We start from the raw sequence: 26,785 nt of genomic DNA on the forward strand, positions 1-26,785 counted from the left end.
ACGGAATATTCAAAAAAATTAAGGTTTAGTTATAAATTGTTTAAAAAATAACATCTGACTATAAATTGTAAGAAATTATTAATCTGATATAAAAGTTAATATTTCTAACTCTTGTGTGGGACTATAATCTTAAATCTCTTCTTCAGCTATAGAAACAACATTGAAAAATGATTTTACCGAAGACTTAGATTTTTGATATCTTAAAAAACGAGCTATCATTTCTTTTTTCAAATCTGGCGCACCACCTTGCCACAATACTTTTCCGATACTGCTTAACAACGCACCGTCTGGTATTGTGGTAACTTATATAATTTACCAGTGTAAAGTCAAATACTGTGCTAAGAATAAAACAATTATAGATATAATTATAACTTCAACGTATTTTAAAGTTCAAAATTATCACCTTCTCTAGCAAATCTGAAACCTAAACTCTGAAGACTATCCTTTAATGGATGATCATCTCTAATTGTAGGATTGGTATGATTGTAATGAATAAAATGAATTTTACTTTTAGTTTCTAAATCTTCGTTTTCAAATAGTGTCGTAGTTTGTGTTGTAAAAGGATGTGGTATTTTACTCATGTCTCTCTTTAGTTCACCATCTCTAAAAAAGGAAGCATCTATAAATGCATAATCCACTTTTTTAACTTCTTCGATGATATTACGATTCCATGTTTCCCACTTATCAATGTCTGGAATAAATAATGCAGATTTATTTTTTCCAATAATTTTGTAGCCTATTGTTTCAGAAAATTCGTCTCTGTGAGGTACTTGCACTGGTATTACTTTGAGTGAATTATTTAAATTTACAACTGAGTCATTCTTTAATAATTTTAAATCAATATTGCTTTTAGACACTAACTGACTCCAAGGTCCATTTATTTCGAGATAATTTTTCATTCTAGGCATTGCATAAACCGGAATATTATTTCCACCTAAAGCCTCAAACCCTAAATACATTAAGCCAGTATAATGACCAATGTGTGCATGTGTTAAAAAGACACCATCAATTACTTTACCATTATCTAAATGGTTATCCTTTAAAATCTGTATTTGCAAAGTAATGTTTGGTGTTGCATCAAAAAGCCATTTTTGCTTCTCTTCTGTGTCTACCAAACCTAGACAAGAGACCAATTTATTTGATTCTTTACCATCATAAAAGGCTTTACAACACTCTTTATAACAATCTATTTGAGGATAACCAGCATCTTGCGCTATACCGAGAACAGTAATGTATTGTTTATACTTTTCTGTTTTTGTCTGCCGTGCATCAGCGCTATCCTTTTTAGTATTGCAATTTAAGAACACTAAAAAGCATAATAGGAATACTATTTGATATACTTTCATCTATAAAAATTTATCTTTGCTAAAGATATAAAACCTTGGATGATGATTAAGAGAATTTTTGGACTACTTATTGTTTTCAACTTAACAGCTTGTGCCGAATTACAGCAAGTTGTTGATTCTTTACCACAAGCTGGTGGAGTACTAAATAACTCAGATATTGCTTCTGGCTTACGACAAGCATTAGATTTAGGTATAGATAAACAAGTTTCTAAACTCACACAAAAAGACGGCTTCTTTAAAAATGATTTGGTTAAAATTTTACTACCAGAAGAATTACAAAAAGTAGATAACGCACTTAGAAAAATCGGATTAAGTAGTTTAGCCGATGACGGTTTAAAAGTACTTAATAGAGCTGCAGAAGATGCCGTAAAAGAAGCGACGCCAATTTTTATTAATGCCGTAAAAGATATTACATTCGATGATGCAAAAAATATACTTTTAGGAGAAGATAATGCAGCCACGAGCTATTTAACGACAAGAACTCAAGCTGAGCTTTACAATAAATTTAAGCCTGTTATTAATAACTCTTTTAATAAAGTTGGTGCAGATCAAATTTGGACTAACCTTATAAATAAGTACAATAGTATACCGCTAACAAATAATGTAAATCCAGATTTAACGGATTACGTTACCAATGAAGCTTTAAAAGGGGTTTATGCAATGATTGCTTTAGAAGAAAAGGATATTAGAACTAAAGCATCTTCTCGTACTACAGACTTATTAAAGAAAGTATTTGCGCTGCAAGACTAAGTTTATTGCACCATATTGAGACAGTTGTTAAACTACATTTAATTATTTACTAATAGTAGCATAACATTAAATCTTAATAAAGTCGAGATATTTGCACTGCAAAAGATAAGTTATAAAAGTCTTTAAAAGAGACAAAAAAAGTTAGTTAGCTAAAAAGCCGATAGTCATATCGGCTTTTTTTATTTTAAATTCTGAAGTGTTTTAAAATAACCATAAGACTTTTGCAAGCGACTACCATACCAAGAGAACAGTTCTCCATCTACAATCTTTATAATTTTTTTAGAAAAACGATCTTCCAATTCTGGTATATGTATGTCTTTAAACGGAAAAGGTTCACTCGAAAGAAAAATAATATCACTTTGGTTTAGTGTTGAATTATCTAAGCTAATTTCCGGATAGCGCAACTCTTCTTTAAAAGCATTAACAAAACCAGCTTCTGCGAGCATTACATCTATAAATGTATTTGAGGCAGCGACCATCCAAGGTTTTTTCCATATAAAATAAGAGACCTTAGGTTTTGGTTGATTTTTTATTTCATCTTGAAACTGTTCTCTTTCATTTTGAATATTACTAATAATAATAGAAGCTGAGTTTTCAACTTTAAAGAGCTCACCATACATTTTGATAAGCTCAAAACAATCTTCTAGATTATAAATATCACTAATGTGAATTGGTGCAACTCCTTCTAAAACTTCAATAATTTCTTTAGTATTTTCCTCTTTATTACAAAGAATAATATCTGGTTGAAGGTCTATTATTTTTTGAAGTTTAATCTGTTTAGTTCCGCCAATAACCGTTTTAGACATTCTAAGGTGCTTAGGGTGAGTACAGAATTTAGTAACACCGACTACTGATTCTTCTAAACCTAAATCTACTAATAACTCGGTTTGAGATGGTACTAGGGAGACTATTCGCTTTGGTGTTTTTTTAAGTTGAATTTCTCTATTTAGTTGATCTTTGTAAGTCATTGCCTAGCGTGAAGAAATCTATTTAACTATAGTTCATTGATGAGATACTAAAACAAATTCAGCATAACAATTATTTAGATAATATATCTTCCATTTGCAACTGTAGTTCTTCTGCTTTATGAGCAGCAGCTTGTGCAAAATCGTCTTGAGGCGAAGCATAAATAATTCCTCTAGACGAATTTATTAGCAGTCCGACAGAATTATTCATTCCGTATTTACAAACCTCTTGGAGATTTCCTCCTTGTGCTCCAACACCAGGAACTAACAAAAAACTATCAGGAATTATTTTTCTAATATCAGCTAAAAACTCAGCTTTAGTAGCGCCAACCACATACATTAAGTTTTCAGAATTTTTCCAAGATTTTGACGTTTCTAAAACCTGTTTATACAACTCTACTCCATCAACAGTTTTTGTTTGAAAATCAAATGCTCCTTGGTTAGAAGTTAAAGCCAAAAGAATCGTATGCTTGTTTTTAAATGCTAAAAAAGGTTCAACCGAATCTTTTCCCATATATGGTGCTACCGTTACACTATCAAAACCTAAATCTTCGAAAAAAGCTTTAGCATACATGGTACTTGTATTACCAATATCTCCACGTTTAGCATCTGCAATGGTATAAATTTCAGGGTAGTTTTTGTTTAGGTGTTTTATGGTCTTCTCTAACGCTTGCCAACCTTTAATTCCGTAAGCTTCGTAAAATGCTGTGTTAGGCTTGTAAGCTACACAAAGATGATGTGTTGCATCTATAATTTCTTTATTGAAAGCGAAGATTGGATCTTCTTCTTTTAATAAATATTTTGGAATTTTATTTAAATCTACGTCTAATCCTATACAGAGAAAGGATTTTTTTTTATGGATTTGTTTTATTAGTTGGTCTGTTGTCATATTATAAAAAGCTTCAGAACTAGAGGCTTCAATTTAGATTAAATCATCATTAGCTTTTAACAGCTCTGTATTTTCAGCTAACATTAATTCATCTATTATTTTTTGAATATCACCATCAATGATATTTGATAAATCGTAAAGCGTTAAGCTAATTCTGTGATCAGTTACACGTCCTTGAGAATAATTGTACGTTCTAATCTTAGCACTTCTATCACCAGAACTCACCATACTTTTACGTTTAGCAGAGTCTAGAGCACGTTGTTTCTCTAATTCTTTTTCATACAAACGAGAACGTAAAACCTTTAGGGCTTTCTCTAAATTCTTATGTGATGATTTTTGATCTTGGCAACTTACAATCATTCCTGTTGGTTCATGATGTAATTTAATTGCCGAGTAAGTTGTATTTACTGATTGCCCTCCTGGACCTGTAGATGTTGTACGCTCAATACGCACTTCAGTCATATCTAACTCATAATCAAATTCTTCTGCCTCTGGCAATACCATAACTGTTGCTGCACTTGTATGCACACGACCTTGAGTTTCTGTTTGTGGCACACGTTGCACACGATGCACACCAGCTTCAAACTTTAAAGTTCCATAAACATCCTCACCAGAAACTTCGAAAATAATTTCTTTAAATCCGCCAGATGTTCCGTGACTTGTACTTACCACATCAACTCTCCAGCCTTTATCGCTACAGTATTTAGAATACATTCTGTATAAATCACCTGCAAAAATACTCGCTTCGTCTCCACCTGTTCCTGCACGCACCTCAACAACAACGTTTTTGGCATCGTCTAGATCTTTTGGAATCAACATAAAACGAATCTCTTCTTCTAATCTAGCAATAGTTTCTTTAGCTTCATCGAGTTGTATTTTTGCCATTTCTACCATTTCGGCATCAGAAGCATCACTTATAATTTCTTCAGATTCAGAAATATTATCTACAGCTTCTTTATAAATTTCGCCTTTATCTACAATTAATTTAAGATCCTTATATTCTTTCATCAACGTAGCATAACGTTTCTGATCTGATATAATATCTGGTTGAATAATAAGATCATTTACCTCATCAAACCGTTGCTTAATTATCTGTATTTTCTCTAACATGTCTCTTCAAAAAATTGAATTTCAAAAATACAATAATTTATGAATTTTGAAGCTTCAGATCTAAGTACATATCAACATTCAAAATAAATGATATAAAATAGACGTTACATAAATAATATGTATCGTCTCCTAGCTATACTTTCATTTTACAAACCCTTTATGGTTTGGTCTTTTGTTGTAAATGCCATAATAGGGTTTATAAATCCGCATGTGGCGCCAGCACTAATTACCAAATTATTCCTTACGGTTTTTGCATGGTATTACGTGAGTGAAACTAATGAAAAACGCAAATTGACGTTTTACAAGAATCTAGGTATATCACAGATACTATTATTTTCAGTAGTATTTATTGTAGACTGTATTTTAACCATTATCTTTCTTACAGTATTTAAGGAATTTACCTAAACATCATGAAATTTGAACTAGACAATGTAGAACTTTACTTTAAAAATAAACGTATTTTAAATGGTATTTACCTCAAAGCAGAAACGGGAAAAATAACTGCTATTTTAGGTAGAAATGGCTGTGGTAAAAGTAGTTTACTCAATATTGCTTTCGGAACTTTAAAACCGAAGTATATGCTTATTCGAATAGACAATAAACCTCTCTTAAAACCGCTTTATAAGACAAGATTTGCAAAGTATTTACCACAGTATAATTTTATTGCAGATGGTATGAAGCTGTCGTTAGTTTTTAAATTGTATAAAGTTGATTGGTTTGTCTTTTCTGAAAAATTTGAAGGGTTTTCAAAATATAAAAATTCAAAATTTAAACATCTTTCTGGAGGTGAAAGACGATTGGTAGAAACCTATCTTATACTAAAAGCGAAAAGTGAGATTGTAATTCTCGATGAACCATTTTCTCATTTAGCACCTTTATATATTGATAAAATAAAACAATTTATTGAAGAAGAAAAACAACACAAAGTGATACTATTATCTGATCATATGTACCAACATATTATTGATAGTTCTGATACCATTTATTTACTTCAAAACGGAACTACAAAAAAGATAAATCAATTAACTGATTTAGAAGATTACAGGTATTTAAGCGAGGGAAGTCTTTCTTAATACTCAAAAGTTCCATACTCACTTTTAATTGTAAGTTGTTTTTGTTCTGAAGCCTCTACGCGGCCAATAATTTTAGCATGTACATTAAATGACTTTGAAATAGCTATAATTTTATCGGCAACTTCTGGCTTAACATAAAGTTCCATTCTATGTCCACAATTAAAAACTTGATACATTTCTTTCCAATCTGTTTTAGATTGTTCTTGTATTAATTTGAATAATGGAGGAACACTAAACATATTATCTTTTATAATATGAAACTCGTCAACAAAATGTAAAACCTTAGTTTGGGCACCACCACTACAGTGCACCATACCGTGAATAGATTCACTATTATATTCGTTCAAAATTGACTTAATAATTGGAGCATATGTTCGGGTTGGTGATAACACCAATTTACCAGCATCAATTGGAGAATTCTCGACTGCATCTGTAAGTTTAGTTTGACCAGAATACACCAAATCTTCTGGTACTGCAGCATCAAAACTTTCTGGATATTTCTCACCAAGATATTTAGAGAATACATCGTGTCTTGCCGATGTTAATCCATTACTTCCCATTCCACCATTATATTCAGATTCATAAGTAGATTGACCAAAGGATTCTAAGCCTACAATTACATCTCCTACAGAGATGTTAGCATTATCAATAACGTCTGAACGCTTTACACGAGCCGTAACCGTAGAGTCTACAATGATTGTTCTCACTAAATCACCAACATCTGCGGTTTCGCCACCAGTAGAATGAATGGTTACACCAAATGTCTTTAAATCCTTTATTAAGTCTTCAGTTCCGTTTATAATTGCAGAGATAACTTCACCTGGAATTAGGTTTTTATTTCTCCCAATAGTAGATGATAACATAATATTATCAGTAGCACCAACACATAACAAATCGTCAATATTCATTATTAAAGCATCTTGAGCAATACCTTTCCAAACGGATATATCACCTGTTTCTTTCCAATACATATATGCCAAAGATGATTTTGTACCAGCTCCATCTGCGTGCATTATGAGACAATAGTTCTCATCGTTTGTTAAATAATCTGGAACTATCTTACAAAAAGCTTTAGGAAACAAGCCTTTATCTATATTCTTTATGGCGTTATGTACATCTTCTTTTGAAGCTGAAACACCACGTTGTGCATATCTTTTGCTAACCGAATTACTCATTAAAGTTTATTAACATTCGTATGCAAAAATAAGAATTGTGTTTAATTATCTTGCAGTATAGAATTAGTTTTAATTAGAGTTGGTATTTCCTCTAGACGTCTATCTTTTTCTTTTGTACCACCAAAGTATAAATTGACACCAAAACCAATCCTCAAAAACGAATCATTTTCTTTATCATTTATTATAAACTGCATGTCGTCTTCTAGACTATAGTTATATTCTCCAAATAGTTTTACACCAAATTTATCTGCAACAATATATTCAAAACCAAAACCAGACTGAATTTTTACAGAATTAAAATCTGAATCACTGAGTGAATTATAACCAAATCCTGCATAAATAAATGGGGAAAATTTATCATAAGGAAGAGCTAAAAATTCAATATTAAAATCGATTGATGTAAAATCTTGCGAAATATCACCATAACTAAGATTAAAGCTATTGAAAGATAATCCTAAATATAAATTATCTAAAATAGAACGCTTATATCCAAACTTAAAGTAAAAACTTTGTTCGGTATTATCAACTCCACCTACTAAAGTTGAAGAACCAAGAGCCGCTTCAAATACATTGGTACCTCGATAATCGAAGAAAACCAATTTTTGAAATTTATTGTTAAAATTACTAATACTATCCTTTTCTCTACTAGACTTTAAAGTGGAAGAGTCTTCTGTATTTTGAGACAACAAAACACTATTCGAAAAAATAATTAATAATAAGCTGATTATTAACCACTTATATTTGATAATCATAAAAATAACTTTAATATGTTTAGGGTTTTTTTTTGTTTATTAACAAAAAGTGCAATATAATAAAAAAAGATAAACTCTATAAATAGAATTTATCTTTTTAATCTAGTAAAATTATTTAATCTTTTAAATAATTTTTAAGAATCTGATTGTAGCTTAGATTGTATATTTACAACATCTACTTTGTTAACATTATTTAATTCTTCAGAATTATCTTGAGAAAGAATTAAGGTTGCGCCAACAAGGATAGCTACACTTAGTAGTAACTTCTTCATTTTAACATTATTGATTAATAGCCCTACAAAAATACTAATTAATCAAACTGTAAAACCATATAGATTCAGTTTTTTACACTTACCAAGGCAACTTTTCGATAATTAGACATTTGTTATCGATAAACGACCTAAAAAGGAAATACGAACTATTCTCATGTACGTAATACTACGTATGTTTTAGCCTAAAACTAAGCCTAAATAGGTTTAAATCTCTATTTTTTGTTTAACGTATTAAAGCTATCTAGTAAACAAAAGCTCTCTGTATTTCGTTAAAGGCCATAACTCATCGTCAATCATTAATTCTAGTTTATCACAATGATATCTAATCTGCTCAAAATATGGTTTTACGGTGTCGCAATAACCTGTGGCTTTCTTCTCTATTCTATCTTCCTTATTTAAAGCTTTACGTGCATTAATCATTTTAGTTACTAAAGAATTTAAAGCTTCAATATGGTTAGATATTTCTTCAATAAGTTTAAGCTGTTCTTTAGCTAAACTTTTAAATTTATCACCATAAATTGCTTTTAATCCTGTAACGTTTTCGATCAAAATATTTTGATATTTCACAGCTGTTGGTATAATATGGTTTCTGGCGATATCTCCAATAACACGACTTTCAATCTGAATATGAAGAATATACTCTTCCATTTCTATTTCGTAACGCGCTTCTGACTCTACCCTATTCATTACACCTAAACTTTCAAAAAGCTCTAAAGTCCTTTCTGAAATCTTAACTTTTAATGCCTCTGGAGTTGTCTTATTATTACTTAAACCACGCTTTTTCGCTTCCTTTTCCCAGGCTTCACTATAACCATTACCTTCAAAAAGAATTAATTTTGAATTTTTTATATACTCGCGTAACACATTAAAGATTGCATCATCCTTTTTCATTGATTTTTCATCAATCAAAACATCAACCTCTTTTTTAAAGTCTATTAACTGTTTTGCGACTATAGTATTTAAAACTGTCATTGGGTTAGCACAATTTGCTGTGGAACCAACTGCTCTAAATTCAAATTTATTTCCTGTGAAAGCAAAAGGAGATGTTCTATTTCTGTCCGTATTATCTAATAATATCTCTGGGATTTTACCAACAACATTCAGTTTTAAATCGGTTTTCTCTTTTGGTGACAACTTCCCTTTTGTAACAGTTTCTAATTCCTCTAAAACTTTGGTTAGCTGCGCACCAATAAATACTGAAATAATAGCAGGTGGTGCTTCGTTTGCACCTAAACGGTGATCATTGCTAGCTGAAGCAATTGCTGCTCTTAAAAGCTCTTCATATTCATTTACAGCCTTTATAGTATTAATAAAGAAGGTTAAAAATTGAAGGTTACTCATTGGTGTTTTACCCGGTGACAGTAAATTAATACCTGTATCTGTGCTTAAACTCCAATTGTTGTGCTTGCCAGATCCGTTAACTCCAGCAAATGGTTTTTCGTGTAATAAGACTTTAAAACTATGGCGTTCTGCTACTTTTTGCATCACATCCATTAATAAGGAGTTATGGTCTACCGCCAAATTAGCTTCTTCGAAAATTGGAGCTAATTCAAATTGATTAGGAGCGACTTCGTTATGCCTGGTTTTTACTGGTATGCCTAATAACATACACTCGTTCTCTAAATCTCGCATGTAAGCCATCGCTCGGTTGGGGATTGTTCCGAAGTAATGATCATCTAATTGTTGCCCTTTTGCAGGCGAATGTCCTAAAAGTGTCCGACCTGTTAATACTATATCTGGTCTAGAAGTAGCTAATCCATTATCAATTAAAAAATACTCTTGCTCCCAACCTAAAGATGCATTTACTTTTTTTACGTTTTTATCAAAATATTTACACACAGCTACAGCAGCGTTGTCTACAGCTTGTAGTGCTCTTAATAGCGGTGTTTTATAATCTAAGGCTTCGCCTGTATAGGACACAAAAACGGTAGGAATGCACAATGTAGTGCCATATATAAAGGCAGGAGACGTTGGGTCCCAAGCTGTATAACCTCTAGCCTCAAAAGTATTTCGTATGCCGCCATTGGGAAAACTAGAAGCATCTGGCTCTTGCTGTACTAATTGACCACCTTCAAACTTCTCAATAGCTAACCCATCTCCAATCGTTTCAAAAAAAGCATCATGCTTTTCTGCGGTTGCACCTGTTAAAGGCTGAAACCAATGTGTATAATGCGTAGCTCCTTTTGAAATAGCCCATTCCTTCATCCCAGTAGAGATATGGTCCGCAACTAGTCTATTAATCTTATTTCCTTTTTCTATGGCCTCTATAATACTAGCCAAGGCCTCTTTTGTTAAATATTGTCGCATTGTTGATGCATTAAAGACATTTGATCCAAAAACTTCTGAACGACGTTTGGTTTCTTTAATAACTAAAGGCTTTCTCTTTAGTGACTTTTTAACAGCGTGAAATCTTAATGTTGACATAATCTGATATTTAATAAAACAAAATTACTAATTTAATGATATAACCATACATATTTTCGGGTATTAACAACTGTTGATAAGATTTATATGCATTTAACCCTATTTTTTTTGGGGTAGAAATAATTTTTGATGATTTTTGCATATCAAATTTTATAAACCTATTACAATGAGTAAATCAAAACTTGAATACATTTGGTTAGATGGACACGAGCCAACACAAAACATGAGAAGTAAAACTAAAGTTGAAAATGACTTTAGTGGTAAATTAGAAGATTGTCCTGTATGGTCTTTTGATGGATCATCAACTGAACAAGCTTCAGGCGGAGCTTCTGATTGTCTATTAAAACCCGTAGCAATTTATCCAGACCCTGTTCGAAGAAATGGCTTTTTGGTAATGGCGGAAGTTTTAAGCGCAGACGGAACACCTCATCCTTCTAATGCAAGAGCTGCTATAGATGATGATGACGACGATTTTTGGTTCGGTTTTGAACAAGAATACTTTTTAATGGACTCTAAAACAGATTTACCTTTAGGTTTCCCAAGAGGTGGTTTTCCTGGGCCACAAGGAAAATACTATTGCTCAGTTGGAGGACGCTACACTTGGGGAAGAGATGTTGTTGAAGAACATGCCGATCTATGTATTGATGCTGGTTTGAATTTTGAAGGTATTAACCAAGAAGTTGCACCAGGACAATGGGAATTTCAATTATTTGCTCAAGGTGCAAAAAAAGCCGGAGATGAAATCTGGATTGCAAGATATTTACTAGACCGTTTAACAGAAAAGTATGGATACTATATTGAATACCACCCAAAACCAATAAAAGGAGATTGGAACGGTTCTGGTATGCATGCCAACTTCTCTAACACTGTTTTAAGAACATGTGGATCTAAAGAAGTTTACGAAAAAATATGTGAAGCATTTAGACCTGTTACTGAAGCACACATGGATGTCTATGGTGAGTTTAACGATGAGCGTTTAACTGGTTTACATGAAACAGCTCATGTATCTGACTTCTCTTACGGAGTTTCAGACAGAGGTGCATCTATTAGAATACCAATTATTACTGTAGAAAAAGGTTGGAAAGGTTGGTTAGAAGATCGTAGACCAGCATCTAATGGTGATCCTTATAAAATTGCAGGTAGAATTATTAAAACAGTAAACAGTGCTAATATAAAGGCCTAAATTAAAACGATTTAATTAACTGAAAGCTCCGATGAAAATTGGAGCTTTTTTTATTTAAGGGTTATATAAATGAATACAATGTAAGCACCAAATAACAATATTCCTTTATAACGACCAATCTCTAGACGCTTAGGAATAAGCATTAACGGAATTAAAATAGCAGCAAAACCGATCATCCAAAATATATTTGTAGATAATATTTGTGGTGTTTCTGGATTGACAACAATAGGTTTTATAATAGCCGTTAATCCTAAAACAGAAGCAATATTAAAAATATTAGATCCAATTAAGTTTCCTAATGAAATTGCTTTTTCTTTCTTTAAAGCCGCAATAACCGAAGCTGCTAATTCTGGTACACTGGTGCCAATTGCTATTACTGTAACTGAAATTGCATAATCGCTAACACCAACAGTTTTTGCCAATTGTTTTGCACCTTCTACAAGCCAATCAGATCCAAAATACAATCCTGCAGCACCAATTAATAACCATGTTACAATTTTAAAATTAGAAACGACTGCTAGTGAATCATCGACTTCTAAATTTGCTTTTGTGGATTTACGAGAAGCTCTAATTAAAAGGAAAAGAAACACAATTAAAGCAACAAACATAATTATGCCTTCTATTGCAGTTAGCACGTTATCATTCCACAAAAAATAATACAATACAAAGGATGCCAACATCATCATTGGCCAATTGAGTTTGTAAAAATCTTTATCTACTGCTAATGGAGAAATTATTGCCGTAATACCTAAAACTAAACCAATATTAGCAATATTAGAACCTATAACATTACCTAAAGCAATATCAGAAACGCCATCTAAAGCCGCTTGTAAACTCACTAATAATTCTGGGGCAGAAGTAGCAAAGGATACAACCGTCATACCAATAACTAGCTTAGATATTTTAAGTTTAAAAGACAACCCTACTGATGCTCTAACCAAAAAGTCACCACCTATAACTAACAAAGCTAAACCTGCAATAACAAGAAGTACACTCATTTATTCTATATGTATTAAATACCTTTTTTTATTAAAGTTGCAAAGATAGCATTTCATTTTCAGACAAAATAAAAACTAAAAAAATCGTTAAATAACTACTATTTTAGTTACATAACTATAAAAACAGTTATATTTGAATATCTTAAAAAATACTATTTATGAAAACGTTGAATATTTCCCTTTTTTCATTTTATAAAAAAAAAGCATGCGTTATTATTTTATTATTAGCTCTTGGATGTTCAGAAAAAGAAACTAAACAACTTACTGAGAATTATATTTTAAAAGGAAATATAGATGGTATTGAAAACAACACATGGATTTACTTAGCAATCGACGATAAGACTATAGATTCTTCAAGAATTTCTGAAAATAAGTTTGAAATGAGTGGGGAAATAAATCAACCTCAAGTATTTGATTTATTTATTAAAAATTCACAAAATTTCACTAGAATTTGGTTAGAGTCTAATGAAATAGCATTTGAAGCAAAAAATGGTTTCTTTCAAGAAGCAGAAATTACAGGCTCGACATCACAATCTCAAAGCGAAAAACTTTGGAAACCAATTCGTGAATATAGAAAACGTAGAGATAGCCTCTCTCAATTAGTCTACAATAGTGAAATTAGTGACAGTTTAAAAGCAAAAGCAACTATTGCATTAAATCAGGTTAGTGAAAACAGATTGAAAATAGAAAAAAATTTCATTAAGAATAACCCAAGTTCCTTTATAAGCGCAGCAACTCTAGACTTTTACTCAACTACTTTCAATAAAAGCACTGTAACTAACTTATATAACAACTTAAGTGAGGATGTTAAGAATTCAAATTATGGGCAATCAATAAAAAGATTCTTAGACTTAAGTAGTACCACAAATATTGGAGATATGTATACTGACTTTAAAATGAAAAATACAGATGGTAAACAGGTTAAGTTATCAGAAAACATTAAAAAAGTAACACTTTTAGAGTTTTGGGGTTCAAATTGTGGCCCATGCAGAAAAGAGAATCCAAATCTTGTTAAAACCTACAATAAATACAATACCCTAGGATTTGAAGTATTCGCAGTATCTCAAGACACCAATAAAGCGAGTTGGCTTAAAGCTATTGAAAAAGACAGCCTACCATGGATTCATGTGAGTGATTTAAAACGATCAGATGATGCTTCACTAATATATGGCATCAATGGTATACCAGATAATTTTTTAATAGACAAAAATGGAATTATTGTTGGTAGAAATCTTAGAGGTCAAGAACTAAATAAAAAAATCGATGAATTAATAGGTGATTCAAAATAACAAAATAATAATTATGCAAAAACTAACAAATAAAGAAGAGGAAATTATGCACATTTTATGGAAGCTAGAAAAAGCTTTTGTAAAAGATGTATTGTCAGAAATCACAACAGACAAGCCTCATTATAATACACTTTCTACTATTATAAGAAATCTTGAAGAAAAAGGCTATGTAAGTTATAATGCCTATGGTAAAACACACCAGTACTTCCCTATTGTATCTAAAGAAGATTACAAAACAAAGTTTATGAATACAGCTATTGAAAACTATTTTAATAGCTCATATAAAAATGTGGTTTCTTTCTTTGCTAAAGAAGAAAAAATAAGTGTTGCTGAGCTAAAGGAAATTATTTCATTAATAGAAAACAAAGACTAATTATGGAATATCTTTTAAAAGCTAGTTTAATTATAGCACTATTTTATTTGTGTTTTCACTTCTTCTTAAAAAAGGAAACTTTCTTTAATCATAACCGCTGGTTTTTACTTTTAGGAATTATTATTGCTTTAATTTTTCCGTTAGTAGTTATACCAATAGAAGTCACTGTTGAAGCCGTAACAATACCTGAAACTTTTTACGTCTTCAATGATACTATACCAACACAAAACTTTCAGCCAATAGTAGAATCGAGTTTTAATTGGACGAACCTATTATCTTTAATTTATGGTATAGGATTAGTCATTTTTATGATTCAATTTTTATTTCAATTTGGATCTTTAATTTTATTACTACTAAAAAACCCAAAAAATAAAGATGGTATTTACACTTATGTTATTGTGAATAATAAGATATCACCTTTTTCATTTTTTAAATGGATTGTTTATAATCCTGAAGCATTTAATGCTAATGAACTGCAACTTATGTTAACTCACGAGAAAGTACATGCCAACCAAATGCATTCATTAGATATACTATTCACACAATTGAGTTGTGCAATTTTCTGGTTTAATCCGTTAATGTGGTTGTACCGAAAAGAGGTCAGACAAAACTTAGAATATATAGCAGATTTTAAAACGCAAGAAACTTCTAATAACGAAAAAGCATACCAACGCTTATTATTAAAAACCAGTGTTACAAATCAGCACATATCGTTATCAAATAATTTTTATAATTCATTAATCAAAGAACGAATCGTTATGTTAAAAAAATCGAGATCACACAAAAAAAGCCAATGGAGATATTTCCTTATGCTACCAATTTTAGCTGGTTTACTAATGAGCATGAATACCGAGACCATTTATGTTGAAGAAAATACAGCTACCATAAACAATAAAGATGTTTTAGAGTTTGTAGTTACTAAAAACACTACGAATGCTGAGTTAAAATCGATGTCTGAAGCCGTTGAAGAAAAAGGAGGCTCTTTGGTATTTAGTCAGATTGAAAGAAATAATACTGATGAGCTTACAAGTATTTTTCTAAAATTAAATAATCACAGTAATGGTTACGGTAGCGGGAATTCTAATCAACCAATGATGCCATTCTTAATTTACAAAGAATTCTTTGGGCCTGGTGGCGGATATGCCGGCGCAAATGGTATGGGAACCCTGCATTTTGACGATAACGAAAATGGGGATAACCCAAAAGCAATTAAGGCATTTAAAACACGAACAAATAACGTGTTATCAAAAAATAATTTACAAATGCTTAATCTTAATAACAGGAAGGTAACTATTAATCATATTGAAATTGTTTTTCATAAACAGATGTCTGACCAGCAATTAGAGAACATTAGAAAAGAGTTGAAAGCTAATGATGTTACAATGACTATAAATAAATTAAAGCGCAATTCTAAAGGCGAAATAAAGGCAATAAATATAGATTTTAAAACACAACACGGCTCTAGCAATTACAGCGTAAAAAATAACAATGGGATTGCTTCATTTTATTTTAATATAAATGAAGATGGTAGTTTTGGAGTTGGAGCCATTAAAAAAAACGACGTTGTCATTATAGAGTCAGTTCAAAGGGATGATTATAAAAATCGCAAAAGTAATTTTGGTGAAGTAATAGAGGTTATTGAAGATACAACAAAATACGTTCTAGGAAGCACAATAAGAACTTCTAAACCAGACTCTTTGTATTATAAAGTAACAGGTCGCTATAGAGGTAATTTTGAAAATGATACTATACGAGTTGCTAAAGGATTTTACATAGATTCTACTGATGTGAAACGCTTATTTAAAATTAAAACAGACAACTTTTTTGAAAACAATTATAAAAACCCTAAGCCATTAATTGTTTTAAACGGAAAAATTATAAGTAATTATAATCTTAGTACTATAGACCCAAAAGGTATTAAGAGTATATCCATTCTAAAAAAAGAAAATGCGATGGAACTTTATGGTAAAAAAGGTGAAAATGGAGCTGTAATCATAACAATGAAAAACAATGCTACCATCTCAGGTACTAAGGCTATCTTTTTTGATGAAGGAGAAATACCAACAAAAATTATTAACCAAGAAATCACTACTGAAGAAGCTGGCATCACAAAACAGACATTATCAAAATTAAACAAGAAACTGAATAAACCAATGTATATTATTGAAGGTAAGGTTCTAAACTATAATGAATTTAATATGATAAATCCTAATGACATTAAAGGTATTAGTATTTTAAAAGGTGAATCTGCCACTTCAATATATGGTGAGAAAGGCAAAGATGGAGTTATAGTAATGGTATTAAAAGATGGTAAAAAGAGCTCTTGGGAATCAAAGTTAGCATCTAAAGAAAAAGGACCTTGGGAAATAAGCAGAGCAGAAATTAGCAGTGTTCAATTTATAGATGATGAAGATCCTACTAAAAATGGAACGTTAGCTTATATATCTAGGTATTCATCCGATAAGGTTTTAGAAAGTCAGAAAACATTACTCGAACAACAAGGTATTACTGTAAAATACTCAAAAGTAAGACGCGATAAAAATGGTGAAATTACAAGTATAAAAATTAGTCTTAACAATAATAAAGGTCAAGAAACCTCAGCAAAATTTAAAAATGATAATGGCATCACTAGCATTAGATTTGGTTTATCTGAAGGCTCATTAGTAGTTAGCACTACTAACATGGATAAATTTGACTAAAACCTATTACCGTTAATTTAAAAAGCCAAACTGATAATTCAGTTTGGCTTTTTATTTTCTATTAATTCAAGGTAAATTTAATCTACCATAACTTTTTTAACTATAGAGCGATTACCACTAGTCAGCTTTAAAAGATATAATCCTGAAGCAACATCTAAATCTATATAATCTTCAACGCTTTTAAAATATTTTAAACGCTTACCTTCTATTGAATACACTTCAATCTCAATAGCTTCACTAAGACCTTTTATGTAAACTCTTCCATCAGATGGGTTAGGATATACTGATAATTGTAATTTGCTATTATCTTGAATACTTAATCCTTGGTCCCAATCCAAACCAACACTATCACCCCAAATAAACTCAACCAAATCTGGCTGATCAATAAATGGGTTTCTATTAAATTGCCAATTATAAACCACGTTATTTCTATTCATTTCAAAATCATCTGGCGGATCATTTCTATGCCAATCTAGTAAGGTTGCTAAATCACCCAACTGCCCTGTAATATTGGGAAAACCATTAACAACAGCTAACCCATTATACCTAATTTCCATATATAAAACACTACGCGCAACGTCTCCTCTAAAACTACCTAAGTTATCTAAGTTACCCATATCATCAAGTGGACCAACATAATCGCCATAATGTTTATTTCCACGAGAACTATTCTCAGAAGCATCAGCAGCTCTTAATGCATGTGCATCTGAATTACCGTGACGTAAAGAATCTGCTTTTGTTGTCCAAAACACATCGATACCATCTGCAATGTCATCTTCTTCTATATCGTTATAACCACCTCTAGATCTTGGAAAAGTGTGTTCTCTATTCCATTTATTGGTATTATTACTTCCGGTTTGTAAATCTAATTTAGGTCTACCTTCTTCAGAATACACCAACCAAACCTGGTTACTATTTAATGGGTTTTGATCGGCTTCATTTAAAATATCAATAACATCTGCATAAGTTTGCGCTCTCACAATAGACGGGTTGGCAATAATACCTTGTAAAGCTTGTCTTAGTTCAGTATCTGCTAATTGATCTAAACTATCGTAATAGCCTGACGGCTGTGTGCTTTGCACAATCCCTGTGGTAGGATTAACTGGTGTTCCCCAAGCAGCCATAGTAAAATCATTATCCACTATCCTCACCTCAATATTATTATTAAAAGGAACTTGAGGCTCAACTAAATCTAAAAATCGAATTTTTATTACCTCATCACCTTCATCATCTGCATCATCAACAACAGTAATCGTTGTCGTTGTAGAATTCTGTCCGGCAAGAATGGTCAAACTTGTTATTCCTGTAAAATCAGATGTATTAAATCCAAAATTATTCAAACTTACAGTAAAATCTATATCTGAAGTTACATTGGTTTCAGATGTAAATGTAATATCGAAAGTTGCACCTTCGTTATATTGAGTTTCTGTTACAGAAATTGCAATAGGATTAATTGGAGTACCAGAACCATCGTTTTCTCTTCGAGGTGTTGGTGTTACAACAGAGAAAGACTCATTACCCATTCCATCCACAAAACGTTGTATTGATTTGGGGTTTGCGTTAGTTCCATTATCATTATACTGATTAGTTTCTCCCATTAAGGCTAATAAACCAGTGTCATCAGAATCGTTAGTATCATAAACCAATGCATCTATAAGATTGGTCTGCGTTGCTAAGGTTCCTTCTGGAAAATCATTAACAGAAGCCTGGTATATACCAACCGCATCAGCACCATTCTGAATAAGGTTTTGTGCAATAAAAACTTGTGGAGTCGGAAAAACACCATCACTTCCTATAACCAACAAACCATTATTATCAGTTGTAAAACCATTTAAATCTATAACGAAATAACTGGAATCACCACCACTGTTAGAGCCGTTAAAAAAAACTAAAATATACCCATCAGTAGAAAAGTTTGGTGTTTGTGATTTTAGTTCTATAAATTCTGCAGTATCGGTACTTGGCGTATCTGGATCTAACTCATTTACAACTAAAACTTGAGACCATCCAAATCCTGATATTAGAAGTGTAAGTATAACAACTATTCTTTTCATGATGTAATTTTTCACAAAGATAAACTTAATATCTCTGTAGAATAATAAGGTACGATTAAATACAAAAAACACTTTAATTAAACTATAAGATTTATCATGTTTTAAATTTTAGAAAAGATGAAACACCTCAAATTAAGCCAAATAAAGACAGATTGCCTCTACGATTTCAAAAACACATTCAAAAACCCCCTTGAATTATATCATTTTATAACACAAAGTTGTATTTATAGTTTCATTTTAAAACTTAAATCAAGACAATTTACATTTTATTATAACCGAATACATCAATTTAATTATAAAACACAATTCAAATTCATAGATTTTTATAAAAACGTTTGGATAATCATTCATTATAGATATATATTGATAACTCAATCAAGAAAACGTAGTAAATTATTAACCCCTAAACCAAAAAATTATGATGACATTAGCTAAATTGATTATTAATATTATATTTTCAATGTTCTAAAATTTAAAACCAAGCAATCACAAAACAGTAAAACTTAGTTCTAGAATAAGTTTTACTATTTTTGTTATTAAGAGACATTTAGCAAAAAGTATGAATGGGCCTTCACGATTAATCAAAACCATGAAAAAATCTATCTTTAATGCTTTAGCCAAAATTAACAAAGCCGTATTACCTTCTTACAGCAAAAGACAATTAGACTTAAGCAAAGCAAGTAAAGTTCAACTTGCCATTATAGGTTGGCGCGTCTACATAACTAAAAACGCACTTTAATAAAAAAGACTACCGTTAGGTAGCCTTTTAAAAACTCAATTTAATCTATCGCTGACGCGGCAAATTTACTTTATCAATTACTATTTAATTTCTGGTTACTGAGCCCATTGGTAAAGACCCTAAATTAACATTAAAATTGTGTGTTGCTGGTGCCGTTTCATTACCAGCAGCTCCTAATAAAGGTTTCATAACAAAAGGTGCTACTGAATCATCTGGAACTGGCTCAACAGAAATTACTACTGTACGACCTCTAACATCTAGCGGAAAAGCTTCTCCAATTGGTACATTAGTAAAAAAATCTTCACCTGGCACAGGAGGTCCAGGTGCTTCTCCACTAAATGGTGCTGAACCATCAGCCATATTAAATGCGGTAAAAGTACCAGTGCTTAATGGCCCTGTTTCACCTACTACCCAACCTTCATAAGCCCAACCTGCAGGTAATGTAGGAAGTACAAAATTAGGTACTGGTGGCATTCCTGGTGTTCCAAACCAGACTCCATTTTCGTCATTACCGTTATTAATTCCGGTTTCATCAGTTGGTGTTCTTAAGAAAAAAGAACCTGACGCATTAGAAAAATCTCCAACAATAGCGGTAGTAACTGATGCAGAAGTGCCATTAAAATCACCAACTAAAATTTTTGTATCCGCTGGTGCAGGATCTACATCTACTAACGGCTCAATAGATAACACAAATCGTGTTGCACTATTTAATTGCACTGTATTAACCTGAAAATCTTGTGGAAAAGTAGTACTAGTAAACGTTCCTGTACTAACTGGTTCATCATTTATAATTATCCACCCCTCATAAACATAATCAGCCCCAAGTATCTCTAAACCTTGTAAATTTAATGTTAAACTAGATGTTGTTGATGTTGAATTGTCATCATCACTACTACAGGACACTGCAAAAAACCCTATTGTCAGTAATCCTAAAATTGTTTTTTTAATCATTGCTCGTTTTTTTAATTTGTTCTTCACAAAATTAGAGCAGTGAAAAGGATTAAAATGTTAGGTAGCTAACAGTTGGTGATTTTTTTAAAGAAAATTTATAAAAAAATACTCAAGCTAGCTTATTCAACTATTTACTAAAGAGAAACAGAGCCTTAAATGGATTGATGCGCATCCAGTAAAGCTCAGTGTTGAATATACTATAAACAAAAAAACGCTCAAGCTAACTTGGCGTTTTTTCTTATTATACTATTTTTCGTGACCTCGACTGGATTATATATCCAGCGTCACCCGCACCTTACAATACAAAAGCCAATCGCTTAGGCGATTTGTTTTCAATTTTATTGTATTTACAAAAGCTTTAGCTTTTGCCATTCCATAAAACTAAAAAGCCCATTCCTAAAAAGAAATGGACTTTATGCTCTATGTGACCTCGACTGGATTCAAACCAGTAACCTCTTGAGCCGTAATCAAGTGCGCTATTCAGTTGCGCCACGAGGCCTTTTTTAAGTGGGTGCAAATATAATACAATTATTAAAAAACTACCAAACTATTTATTTCAAAATTGTAAATCATTATTTTTGAGCATGATTTCTAAAGAATTACTGCTGCCTTTCTATTATTTATTTGATTCAGAGATCATTAACAACATTACTAATGTTGCGTTTCTCAAATCTTTTAATAAAAATGATATCATTATTGATATTAATCAAGAATTAAATTTTATTCCTTTACTAATTAAAGGCAACATAAAAGTACTAAGAGAAGATACCCATGGAGATGAACTCTTACTGTATGTTTTAGAATCTGGTGATACTTGTGCAATGTCATTAACTTGTTGTATGAGCAAATCTGTAAGTAAAATTAGAGCTGTTGCAGATGAAGACACTAATGTTATAATGATTCCTATATCTCATATGAAATTGTGGCTTAACTCCAATGAGAGTTGGAGAAATTTCATATTACAAAGTTATCAGGTTCGTTTTGACGAAATATTAGAAACTATTGATACGCTCGCATTTATGAAAATGGACGAACGCTTATTTAAATACCTAACTGATCAAGTAAAACTTACAGCTTCAAGTGATTTAGAAGTAACCCATCAAGAGATTGCTAAAGATTTACACACCTCTAGAGTCGTAGTTTCAAGACTCTTAAAACAATTAGAAAAAGGACATAAAATTAAACTAGGCCGAAATAAGATTTCCGTTTTAGAATTTTAGTAACTTTTGTCACACACGATAAACTAATAGAAGTCTATTTTTGCTTCAAAATTAAAAATATGGAATATATATTACAACCATGGCCTTGGTACGTTTCGGGACCAATAATCGCACTGATTATGTTCACACTACTCTATTTTGGTAGAACATTTGGCATGTCTTCTAACCTAAGAACACTTTGTTCTATAGGTGGAGCTGGTAAGCACGTCGGGTTTTTTGATTTCGATTGGAAAAGTCAACGCTGGAATTTAGTTGTAGTACTTGGTGCTATTATTGGTGGCTTTATTGCACATCAATTTTTATCTAATCCTATAGATATTAATCTTAGTGAAGGTACAATTACCGATTTAACAGCACTTGGTTTTGATAATGCTGGCAAAAGCTTATTGCCTCCAGAGCTTTTTAGTTGGGAGGCTGTTTTTAGTATAAAAGGTCTAGCTATACTAGTTATCGGAGGGTTTCTTGTTGGCTTTGGCACTAGATACGCAGGAGGTTGCACATCTGGCCATGCTATCACTGGCTTAAGTAGTCTACAGTTACCATCACTAATTGCAGTAATAGGTTTTTTCATAGGAGGTTTAATTATGATTAATTTCATTTATCCAATACTTTTTTAATATGGGAAAATATATAAAGTTTTTAGCCGTAGGTATCTTCTTCGGAATTGTATTAGTAAAATCTGAAGCGGTATCTTGGTATCGAATTTTTGAAATGTTTAAGTTTCAGTCCTTTCACATGTATGGTATAATTGGTACAGCTGTAATTACGGGTATCGTCTTATTATTACTATCAAAACAGCTAAAAGTAAAAACTATAAATGGTAATTATCTAAAAGTACCCTTAAAGGAAAAGGGGTTGGTGCGATATGTCGCAGGAGGTATCATTTTTGGCTTAGGCTGGGCGCTTTGTGGAGCTTGCCCTGGACCAATGTATATTTTAGTTGGCACAGGAGTATTTTCAATTCTTATAGTTATTCTAGCAGCATTATTAGGCACATTTACTTATGGTGTTTTAAAAGATAAATTACCCCACTAAATGGAATTAATAGAAGTATTAGGATATTTTGGAGCTTTAATGGTCGGTTTAGTACTAGGCTTAATTGGTGGTGGTGGCTCTATATTAACGGTACCAATTCTAGTTTATCTTATCGGTCTAAACCCAGTTATTGCTACTGCATATTCATTATTTGTTGTTGGCGTAACATCTAGTATTGGAGCGTTTAAAAATTACAAAAAAGGATTGGTAGATTTAAAAACTGCGGTAATTTTTGCAATACCAGCTTTTATCGCTGTGTATGCTACAAGACGGTTTTTAGTTCCTATAATTCCAGACTCTGTGTTTACCCTCGGTGGATTTGAAGTCACTAAGGATATATTTATCATGCTGTTTTTTGCCATTATTATGTTATTGGCAAGTATCTCAATGATAAAAACAAAAAAGAATTTAGATAGTAAAAATATAGTACAAGAAATCAACTATAACTATCCGTTAATTGTTTTTGAAGGACTTATAGTTGGTGCTATAACAGGTCTGGTTGGTGCTGGTGGCGGATTCTTAATTATACCTGCTTTAGTACTTCTTGTAAAGTTGCCTATGAAAAAGGCTGTTGGTACATCACTTTTAATTATTGCAGTAAAATCGTTAATTGGGTTTCTTGGTGATCTATCTAATCTTACAATAGATTGGAAATTTCTATTAATTTTTACCAGTATTTCTATAGTTGGAATTATAATAGGAATTTATACCTCTAAATTTATAAGTGGAAAAAAACTTAAAAAAGGTTTCGGATATTTCACCCTCTTAATGGCCGTTTATATTTTATATAAAGAACTGTTTTAAGGCTTTGTAATAATTTTTAGAATTAAAAAAAATGAAGTTTGTAACTTTGTATTATTATTAAATATGACATATGAAAATTGAACAATTGTATACAGGATGTTTAGCACAAGGTGCTTACTATATAGAATCTGAAGGTGAAGTTGCTATAATTGATCCCCTTAGAGAAATTCAACAATATATTGACAAAGCAGCATCTAACAATGCTAAAATAAAATACATTTTAGAAACCCATTTTCATGCAGATTTTGTTTCTGGTCATGTTGACTTGGCTAAAAAAACAGGAGCTACAATTGTATTTGGACCAAGTGCTTCAACAGAATATGATATTCATTCTGCAACAGATGGAGAAGAGTTGAAAGTTGGGAAATTGACTATTAAAGTCTTACATACTCCAGGTCATACTTTAGAGTCTGTCACTTATCTTTTAAAAGATGAAAACGGAAAAGATCACGCTATTTTTTCCGGTGACACCTTATTCTTAGGAGATGTTGGACGACCAGATTTGGCGATAAAATCTGATTTAACTAAGGAAGATTTAGCAGCAATGTTATTCGATTCGCTTCGAAATAAAATTATGCCTTTAGCAGACGATGTAATTGTATATCCCGCTCACGGAGCTGGTTCTGCATGTGGCAAAAATCTAAGTAAAGAAACCGTTGGTGTTTTAGGAGAGCAAAAGAAAACAAACTATGCATTACGTGCAGATATGACTAAAGCCGAATTTGTAAATGAAGTTCTTGACGGTATTGCTCCTCCTCCACAATACTTTGCAAAAAATGCGATGATGAATAAAATGGGCTATGACGCCTTTGATACTGTTTTAAAAACGGGTGATGTTGCGTTAAATCCTGAAGAATTTGAAGCCTTAGCTAATCATGAATCTGCTTTAGTTTTAGATGTGAGACCGCAATCTGATTTTATAAAAGGTCATATACCAAATTCTATTTTTATTGGGCTCAATGGTGGTTTTGCTCCTTGGGTTGGTGCTTTAATTAAAGATATAAAACAGCCAATCGTTTTAGTCGTTCCAGAAGGCAAGTCAGCAGAAGCAGTTACAAGATTATCTCGTGTTGGTTATGATAATACCTTGGGCTATTTAGATGGTGGTTTGGACGCATGGCAAAAAGCAGGCAAAGCTATTGAAACCTTAGGTTCAATTTCAGCTGATGAATTTGCCAGTAGAGCAAAAGCAGATAACGTCAATGTTTTAGATGTACGTAAAGATGGTGAATACGAATCGTCTCATTTAGAAGACGCACAACATTTGTCATTAGATTTTATCAACGAAAAAATGAACGAAGTCAGTAAAGACAAGACCTATTATGTGCATTGCGCAGGTGGTTATCGTTCTGTAATTGCTGCATCGATATTAAAAGCAAGAGGTTTTGATAAATTAATCGATGTTGCTGGAGGATTTGGAGCTATTAAAAACACTGATTTACCTACAACAGATTTTGTTTGCCCCACAACATTATAAAACATATCATCATGAAAAAAAAGCGTAGGATCCATAATAGATAAAGACATTCGTATTTTACTTGCATTAGCAATTGTCTTATTGAATTATTTTGAAATCATTAACAGAACGACGGCCTAAATTTTATTAAGTATTACTATGGTTTTAATTGTTACTAATTTCGCTAATTATTGTCTACTTTATGTATTAATAGGAAGCAGTACATACAAGACAAAATAACGTATGGCAGCAACAACACTTAACACAAAATACAAAACTTAAAATGTTATGGTTGTGCTAATACTATTGTGACACAATTATCAAAATTGGACGGTATGCTCTGACGTTACCCTAGTTAAGGAAGCAGATGCAGTTAGTTTAAATTATTGTTCCAATACTGAATTTGATTTAGCAACAAAGAAGTTATCAGACTTAGGTTATCCGATTAAAGGAGAAGCTAATTCATTACCCATAAAAGCAAAATCCTTTATTAGCTGTGCCGTTGGCAGAGAGAACAATAAAACACAAATTACTGATTTTAAAACACTTACACTCATAACTGTTTTGTTTATGAAATTTTTAACATTTATAAATTTATTTACTAGACGAGTGGTCATATATTTACCCAATAATTTTTTTATACAATGTCCAAAACCGTAAAACATAACCTTAAATCAGATACCCTTTTAGATAAAGGAATGGAATTGCTGTGGTCTAAAGGCTATAATGCGACGAGTGTTAACGACATTGTTAAAATAGCTGGGGTCCCTAAAGGGTCTTTTTATTTTTATTTTGAAAGTAAAGAAGACTTTGCAGTGAAAGCTATAGAAAAATATTTTTCTATGATGTTTACGCCAGCTAGAGAGATTTTGGAAAACAAATCAATATCCCCAAAACAACGCCTTTTAGATTTTCATGAATATCGCCATAGTGTACTGAAAAATGAAATGGACTGTAAAATGGGTTGCTTGGCTTGCAATTTGGGTAATGAAATGGCAGAACATAGTGAAAAAATTAGAATAACTATATTAGCAAAAGGACAAATGATATTGTCTTTAATAACAAATGTTATTCAAGAGGCTCAGGATTATGGGGAAATTAGTAATTCAATGACTGCTGAAGATTTGGCTGCATTTATTGAAGATGCAGGAAAAGGCGCTATGACAACAATGAAAGAAATGAATAGCCCTTATCCTATTGATAATCTTATGAATATGATAAGAAACGT

26 protein-coding genes and 1 tRNA gene are annotated in these 26,785 nt (G+C 31.9%); 14 read left to right on the forward strand and 13 right to left on the reverse strand.

Going from position 1 to position 26,785, the window contains the following annotated elements; translation table 11 throughout:
* Positions 1–129: 129 nt before the first annotated feature.
* Both B2U95_RS09340 and B2U95_RS09345 read right to left on the reverse strand, forming a co-directional pair.
* On the reverse strand, positions 130–279 hold the full coding sequence (locus B2U95_RS09340) for a hypothetical protein (protein WP_296315445.1): 150 nt from the start codon (positions 277–279) through the stop codon (positions 130–132).
* A gap of 104 nt (positions 280–383) precedes the next feature.
* Positions 384–1,346 carry an MBL fold metallo-hydrolase gene (locus tag B2U95_RS09345; protein WP_296315448.1) on the reverse strand — a complete coding sequence of 321 codons (963 nt, stop codon included), beginning with the start codon at positions 1,344–1,346 and terminating at the stop codon, positions 384–386.
* A 42-nt stretch (positions 1,347–1,388) separates the two neighbouring features.
* Between B2U95_RS09345 and B2U95_RS09350 the strand changes: the two genes are divergently transcribed.
* A complete protein-coding gene (locus B2U95_RS09350) occupies positions 1,389–2,096 on the forward strand; it encodes a DUF4197 domain-containing protein (RefSeq protein ID WP_296315451.1) in 708 nt (235 codons plus the stop codon).
* A gap of 179 nt (positions 2,097–2,275) precedes the next feature.
* On the opposite strand, the gene B2U95_RS09355 is transcribed toward B2U95_RS09350, so the two are convergent.
* From B2U95_RS09355 to prfA, 3 genes are all read right to left on the reverse strand, one after another.
* Positions 2,276–3,064 (reverse strand): ABC transporter substrate-binding protein, encoded by a 789-nt coding sequence (locus B2U95_RS09355; RefSeq protein WP_296315454.1) that lies wholly within the window; start codon positions 3,062–3,064, stop codon positions 2,276–2,278.
* Between the two features lie 70 nt (positions 3,065–3,134).
* Positions 3,135–3,950 carry an orotidine-5'-phosphate decarboxylase gene (pyrF, locus tag B2U95_RS09360; RefSeq protein ID WP_296315457.1) on the reverse strand — a complete coding sequence of 272 codons (816 nt, stop codon included), beginning with the start codon at positions 3,948–3,950 and terminating at the stop codon, positions 3,135–3,137.
* Positions 3,951–3,983: 33 nt separating this feature from the next.
* Positions 3,984–5,060: a peptide chain release factor 1 gene (gene prfA / locus B2U95_RS09365; RefSeq protein WP_296315459.1), complete on the reverse strand. Its 1,077-nt coding sequence runs from the start codon at positions 5,058–5,060 to the stop codon at positions 3,984–3,986.
* A gap of 117 nt (positions 5,061–5,177) precedes the next feature.
* On the opposite strand from prfA, the gene B2U95_RS09370 reads away from it, so the two are divergent.
* Positions 5,178–5,465, forward strand: a complete 288-nt coding sequence (locus tag B2U95_RS09370) for a hypothetical protein (RefSeq protein ID WP_296315461.1) — start codon at positions 5,178–5,180, stop codon at positions 5,463–5,465.
* Between the two features lie 5 nt (positions 5,466–5,470).
* Entirely contained in the window at positions 5,471–6,133 is a 663-nt protein-coding gene (locus tag B2U95_RS09375) for an ABC transporter ATP-binding protein (RefSeq protein WP_296315463.1), read from the forward strand.
* Here the strand turns inward: B2U95_RS09375 and B2U95_RS09380 are convergent.
* From B2U95_RS09380 to B2U95_RS09395, 4 genes are all read right to left on the reverse strand, one after another.
* Positions 6,130–7,308 carry an AIR synthase related protein gene (locus B2U95_RS09380; RefSeq protein ID WP_296315464.1) on the reverse strand — a complete coding sequence of 393 codons (1,179 nt, stop codon included), beginning with the start codon at positions 7,306–7,308 and terminating at the stop codon, positions 6,130–6,132. The genes B2U95_RS09375 and B2U95_RS09380 overlap by 4 nt on opposite strands.
* A gap of 41 nt (positions 7,309–7,349) precedes the next feature.
* Positions 7,350–8,060, reverse strand: coding sequence for a Curli production assembly/transport component CsgG (locus tag B2U95_RS09385; protein ID WP_296315466.1), 711 nt, complete (start codon positions 8,058–8,060; stop codon positions 7,350–7,352).
* Between the two features lie 134 nt (positions 8,061–8,194).
* Positions 8,195–8,332, reverse strand: a complete 138-nt coding sequence (locus tag B2U95_RS09390; RefSeq protein WP_296315468.1) for a hypothetical protein — start codon at positions 8,330–8,332, stop codon at positions 8,195–8,197.
* A gap of 237 nt (positions 8,333–8,569) precedes the next feature.
* Positions 8,570–10,756, reverse strand: a complete 2,187-nt coding sequence (locus B2U95_RS09395) for a glutamine synthetase III (RefSeq protein WP_296315471.1) — start codon at positions 10,754–10,756, stop codon at positions 8,570–8,572.
* Positions 10,757–10,922: 166 nt separating this feature from the next.
* Between B2U95_RS09395 and B2U95_RS09400 the strand changes: the two genes are divergently transcribed.
* Positions 10,923–11,939, forward strand: a complete 1,017-nt coding sequence (locus B2U95_RS09400) for a glutamine synthetase beta-grasp domain-containing protein (RefSeq protein WP_296315476.1) — start codon at positions 10,923–10,925, stop codon at positions 11,937–11,939.
* Between the two features lie 50 nt (positions 11,940–11,989).
* Here the strand turns inward: B2U95_RS09400 and B2U95_RS09405 are convergent, their stop codons facing one another.
* Positions 11,990–12,937: a calcium/sodium antiporter gene (locus B2U95_RS09405; RefSeq protein WP_296315480.1), complete on the reverse strand. Its 948-nt coding sequence runs from the start codon at positions 12,935–12,937 to the stop codon at positions 11,990–11,992.
* Positions 12,938–13,095: 158 nt separating this feature from the next.
* Between B2U95_RS09405 and B2U95_RS09410 the strand changes: the two genes are divergently transcribed.
* From B2U95_RS09410 to B2U95_RS09420, 3 genes are read left to right on the forward strand one after another with little or no spacing between them, the layout of a single operon-like run.
* Complete coding sequence (locus tag B2U95_RS09410) at positions 13,096–14,226, forward strand: AhpC/TSA family protein (RefSeq protein ID WP_296315483.1); 1,131 nt, start codon at positions 13,096–13,098, stop codon at positions 14,224–14,226.
* A gap of 13 nt (positions 14,227–14,239) precedes the next feature.
* Positions 14,240–14,599 (forward strand): BlaI/MecI/CopY family transcriptional regulator, encoded by a 360-nt coding sequence (locus B2U95_RS09415; protein ID WP_296315486.1) that lies wholly within the window; start codon positions 14,240–14,242, stop codon positions 14,597–14,599.
* A gap of 2 nt (positions 14,600–14,601) precedes the next feature.
* The gene (locus B2U95_RS09420) at positions 14,602–17,298 is read left to right on the forward strand and encodes a M56 family metallopeptidase (RefSeq protein WP_296315488.1); all 2,697 of its coding nucleotides are present in this window, start codon (positions 14,602–14,604) and stop codon (positions 17,296–17,298) included.
* 77 nt (positions 17,299–17,375) lie between these two features.
* On the opposite strand, the gene B2U95_RS09425 is transcribed toward B2U95_RS09420, so the two are convergent.
* A complete protein-coding gene (locus B2U95_RS09425; RefSeq protein ID WP_296315490.1) occupies positions 17,376–19,352 on the reverse strand; it encodes an endonuclease in 1,977 nt (658 codons plus the stop codon).
* A 589-nt stretch (positions 19,353–19,941) separates the two neighbouring features.
* Here B2U95_RS09425 and B2U95_RS09430 point away from each other — a divergent pair.
* Complete coding sequence (locus tag B2U95_RS09430; protein ID WP_296315493.1) at positions 19,942–20,091, forward strand: SsrA-binding protein; 150 nt, start codon at positions 19,942–19,944, stop codon at positions 20,089–20,091.
* A gap of 84 nt (positions 20,092–20,175) precedes the next feature.
* Here the strand turns inward: B2U95_RS09430 and B2U95_RS09435 are convergent, their stop codons facing one another.
* Positions 20,176–21,042 (reverse strand): hypothetical protein, encoded by an 867-nt coding sequence (locus B2U95_RS09435; RefSeq protein ID WP_296315495.1) that lies wholly within the window; start codon positions 21,040–21,042, stop codon positions 20,176–20,178.
* A gap of 425 nt (positions 21,043–21,467) precedes the next feature.
* A tRNA-Arg gene (locus B2U95_RS09440) sits at positions 21,468–21,541 on the reverse strand.
* An 85-nt stretch (positions 21,542–21,626) separates the two neighbouring features.
* On the opposite strand from B2U95_RS09440, the gene B2U95_RS09445 reads away from it, so the two are divergent.
* From B2U95_RS09445 to B2U95_RS09470, 6 genes are all read left to right on the forward strand, one after another.
* A complete protein-coding gene (locus tag B2U95_RS09445) occupies positions 21,627–22,262 on the forward strand; it encodes a Crp/Fnr family transcriptional regulator (protein WP_296315498.1) in 636 nt (211 codons plus the stop codon).
* A 59-nt stretch (positions 22,263–22,321) separates the two neighbouring features.
* Positions 22,322–22,879: a YeeE/YedE family protein gene (locus B2U95_RS09450; protein WP_296315501.1), complete on the forward strand. Its 558-nt coding sequence runs from the start codon at positions 22,322–22,324 to the stop codon at positions 22,877–22,879.
* Between the two features lies 1 nt (position 22,880).
* On the forward strand, positions 22,881–23,297 hold the full coding sequence (locus tag B2U95_RS09455) for a DUF6691 family protein (RefSeq protein ID WP_296315503.1): 417 nt from the start codon (positions 22,881–22,883) through the stop codon (positions 23,295–23,297).
* Positions 23,298–24,101: a sulfite exporter TauE/SafE family protein gene (locus B2U95_RS09460; protein ID WP_296315505.1), complete on the forward strand. Its 804-nt coding sequence runs from the start codon at positions 23,298–23,300 to the stop codon at positions 24,099–24,101.
* 70 nt (positions 24,102–24,171) lie between these two features.
* Positions 24,172–25,578, forward strand: coding sequence for an MBL fold metallo-hydrolase (locus tag B2U95_RS09465; protein ID WP_296315507.1), 1,407 nt, complete (start codon positions 24,172–24,174; stop codon positions 25,576–25,578).
* 623 nt (positions 25,579–26,201) lie between these two features.
* Positions 26,202–26,785 (forward strand): TetR/AcrR family transcriptional regulator (locus tag B2U95_RS09470; RefSeq protein ID WP_296315509.1); only part of this gene is annotated, 584 nt, incomplete at its 3' end.

Origin of the sequence: Winogradskyella sp. UBA3174 (genome assembly GCF_002364335.1) — a bacterium.
GTDB lineage: Bacteria > Bacteroidota > Bacteroidia > Flavobacteriales > Flavobacteriaceae > Winogradskyella.

Bases quoted from the DNA above. Each gene is read 5' to 3' on its own strand.
- B2U95_RS09415 (WP_296315486.1), top strand. From the start codon at position 14,240: ATGCAAAAACTAACAAATAAAGAAGAGGAAATTATGCACATTTTATGG.
- B2U95_RS09375 (WP_296315463.1), top strand. From the start codon at position 5,471: ATGAAATTTGAACTAGACAATGTAGAACTTTACTTTAAAAATAAACGT.
- B2U95_RS09450 (WP_296315501.1), top strand. From the start codon at position 22,322: ATGGAATATATATTACAACCATGGCCTTGGTACGTTTCGGGACCAATA.
- B2U95_RS09400 (WP_296315476.1), top strand. From the start codon at position 10,923: ATGAGTAAATCAAAACTTGAATACATTTGGTTAGATGGACACGAGCCA.
- B2U95_RS09355 (WP_296315454.1), bottom strand. From the start codon at position 3,064: ATGACTTACAAAGATCAACTAAATAGAGAAATTCAACTTAAAAAAACA.
- B2U95_RS09345 (WP_296315448.1), bottom strand. From the start codon at position 1,346: ATGAAAGTATATCAAATAGTATTCCTATTATGCTTTTTAGTGTTCTTA.
- B2U95_RS09420 (WP_296315488.1), top strand. From the start codon at position 14,602: ATGGAATATCTTTTAAAAGCTAGTTTAATTATAGCACTATTTTATTTG.
- B2U95_RS09465 (WP_296315507.1), top strand. From the start codon at position 24,172: ATGAAAATTGAACAATTGTATACAGGATGTTTAGCACAAGGTGCTTAC.
- B2U95_RS09350 (WP_296315451.1), top strand. From the start codon at position 1,389: ATGATTAAGAGAATTTTTGGACTACTTATTGTTTTCAACTTAACAGCT.
- B2U95_RS09460 (WP_296315505.1), top strand. From the start codon at position 23,298: ATGGAATTAATAGAAGTATTAGGATATTTTGGAGCTTTAATGGTCGGT.
- B2U95_RS09430 (WP_296315493.1), top strand. From the start codon at position 19,942: ATGAAAAAATCTATCTTTAATGCTTTAGCCAAAATTAACAAAGCCGTA.
- prfA (WP_296315459.1), bottom strand. From the start codon at position 5,060: ATGTTAGAGAAAATACAGATAATTAAGCAACGGTTTGATGAGGTAAAT.
- B2U95_RS09425 (WP_296315490.1), bottom strand. From the start codon at position 19,352: ATGAAAAGAATAGTTGTTATACTTACACTTCTAATATCAGGATTTGGA.
- B2U95_RS09380 (WP_296315464.1), bottom strand. From the start codon at position 7,308: ATGAGTAATTCGGTTAGCAAAAGATATGCACAACGTGGTGTTTCAGCT.
- B2U95_RS09435 (WP_296315495.1), bottom strand. From the start codon at position 21,042: ATGATTAAAAAAACAATTTTAGGATTACTGACAATAGGGTTTTTTGCA.
- B2U95_RS09455 (WP_296315503.1), top strand. From the start codon at position 22,881: ATGGGAAAATATATAAAGTTTTTAGCCGTAGGTATCTTCTTCGGAATT.
- pyrF (WP_296315457.1), bottom strand. From the start codon at position 3,950: ATGACAACAGACCAACTAATAAAACAAATCCATAAAAAAAAATCCTTT.
- B2U95_RS09405 (WP_296315480.1), bottom strand. From the start codon at position 12,937: ATGAGTGTACTTCTTGTTATTGCAGGTTTAGCTTTGTTAGTTATAGGT.
- B2U95_RS09395 (WP_296315471.1), bottom strand. From the start codon at position 10,756: ATGTCAACATTAAGATTTCACGCTGTTAAAAAGTCACTAAAGAGAAAG.
- B2U95_RS09390 (WP_296315468.1), bottom strand. From the start codon at position 8,332: ATGAAGAAGTTACTACTAAGTGTAGCTATCCTTGTTGGCGCAACCTTA.
- B2U95_RS09445 (WP_296315498.1), top strand. From the start codon at position 21,627: ATGATTTCTAAAGAATTACTGCTGCCTTTCTATTATTTATTTGATTCA.
- B2U95_RS09370 (WP_296315461.1), top strand. From the start codon at position 5,178: ATGTATCGTCTCCTAGCTATACTTTCATTTTACAAACCCTTTATGGTT.
- B2U95_RS09410 (WP_296315483.1), top strand. From the start codon at position 13,096: ATGAAAACGTTGAATATTTCCCTTTTTTCATTTTATAAAAAAAAAGCA.
- B2U95_RS09385 (WP_296315466.1), bottom strand. From the start codon at position 8,060: ATGATTATCAAATATAAGTGGTTAATAATCAGCTTATTATTAATTATT.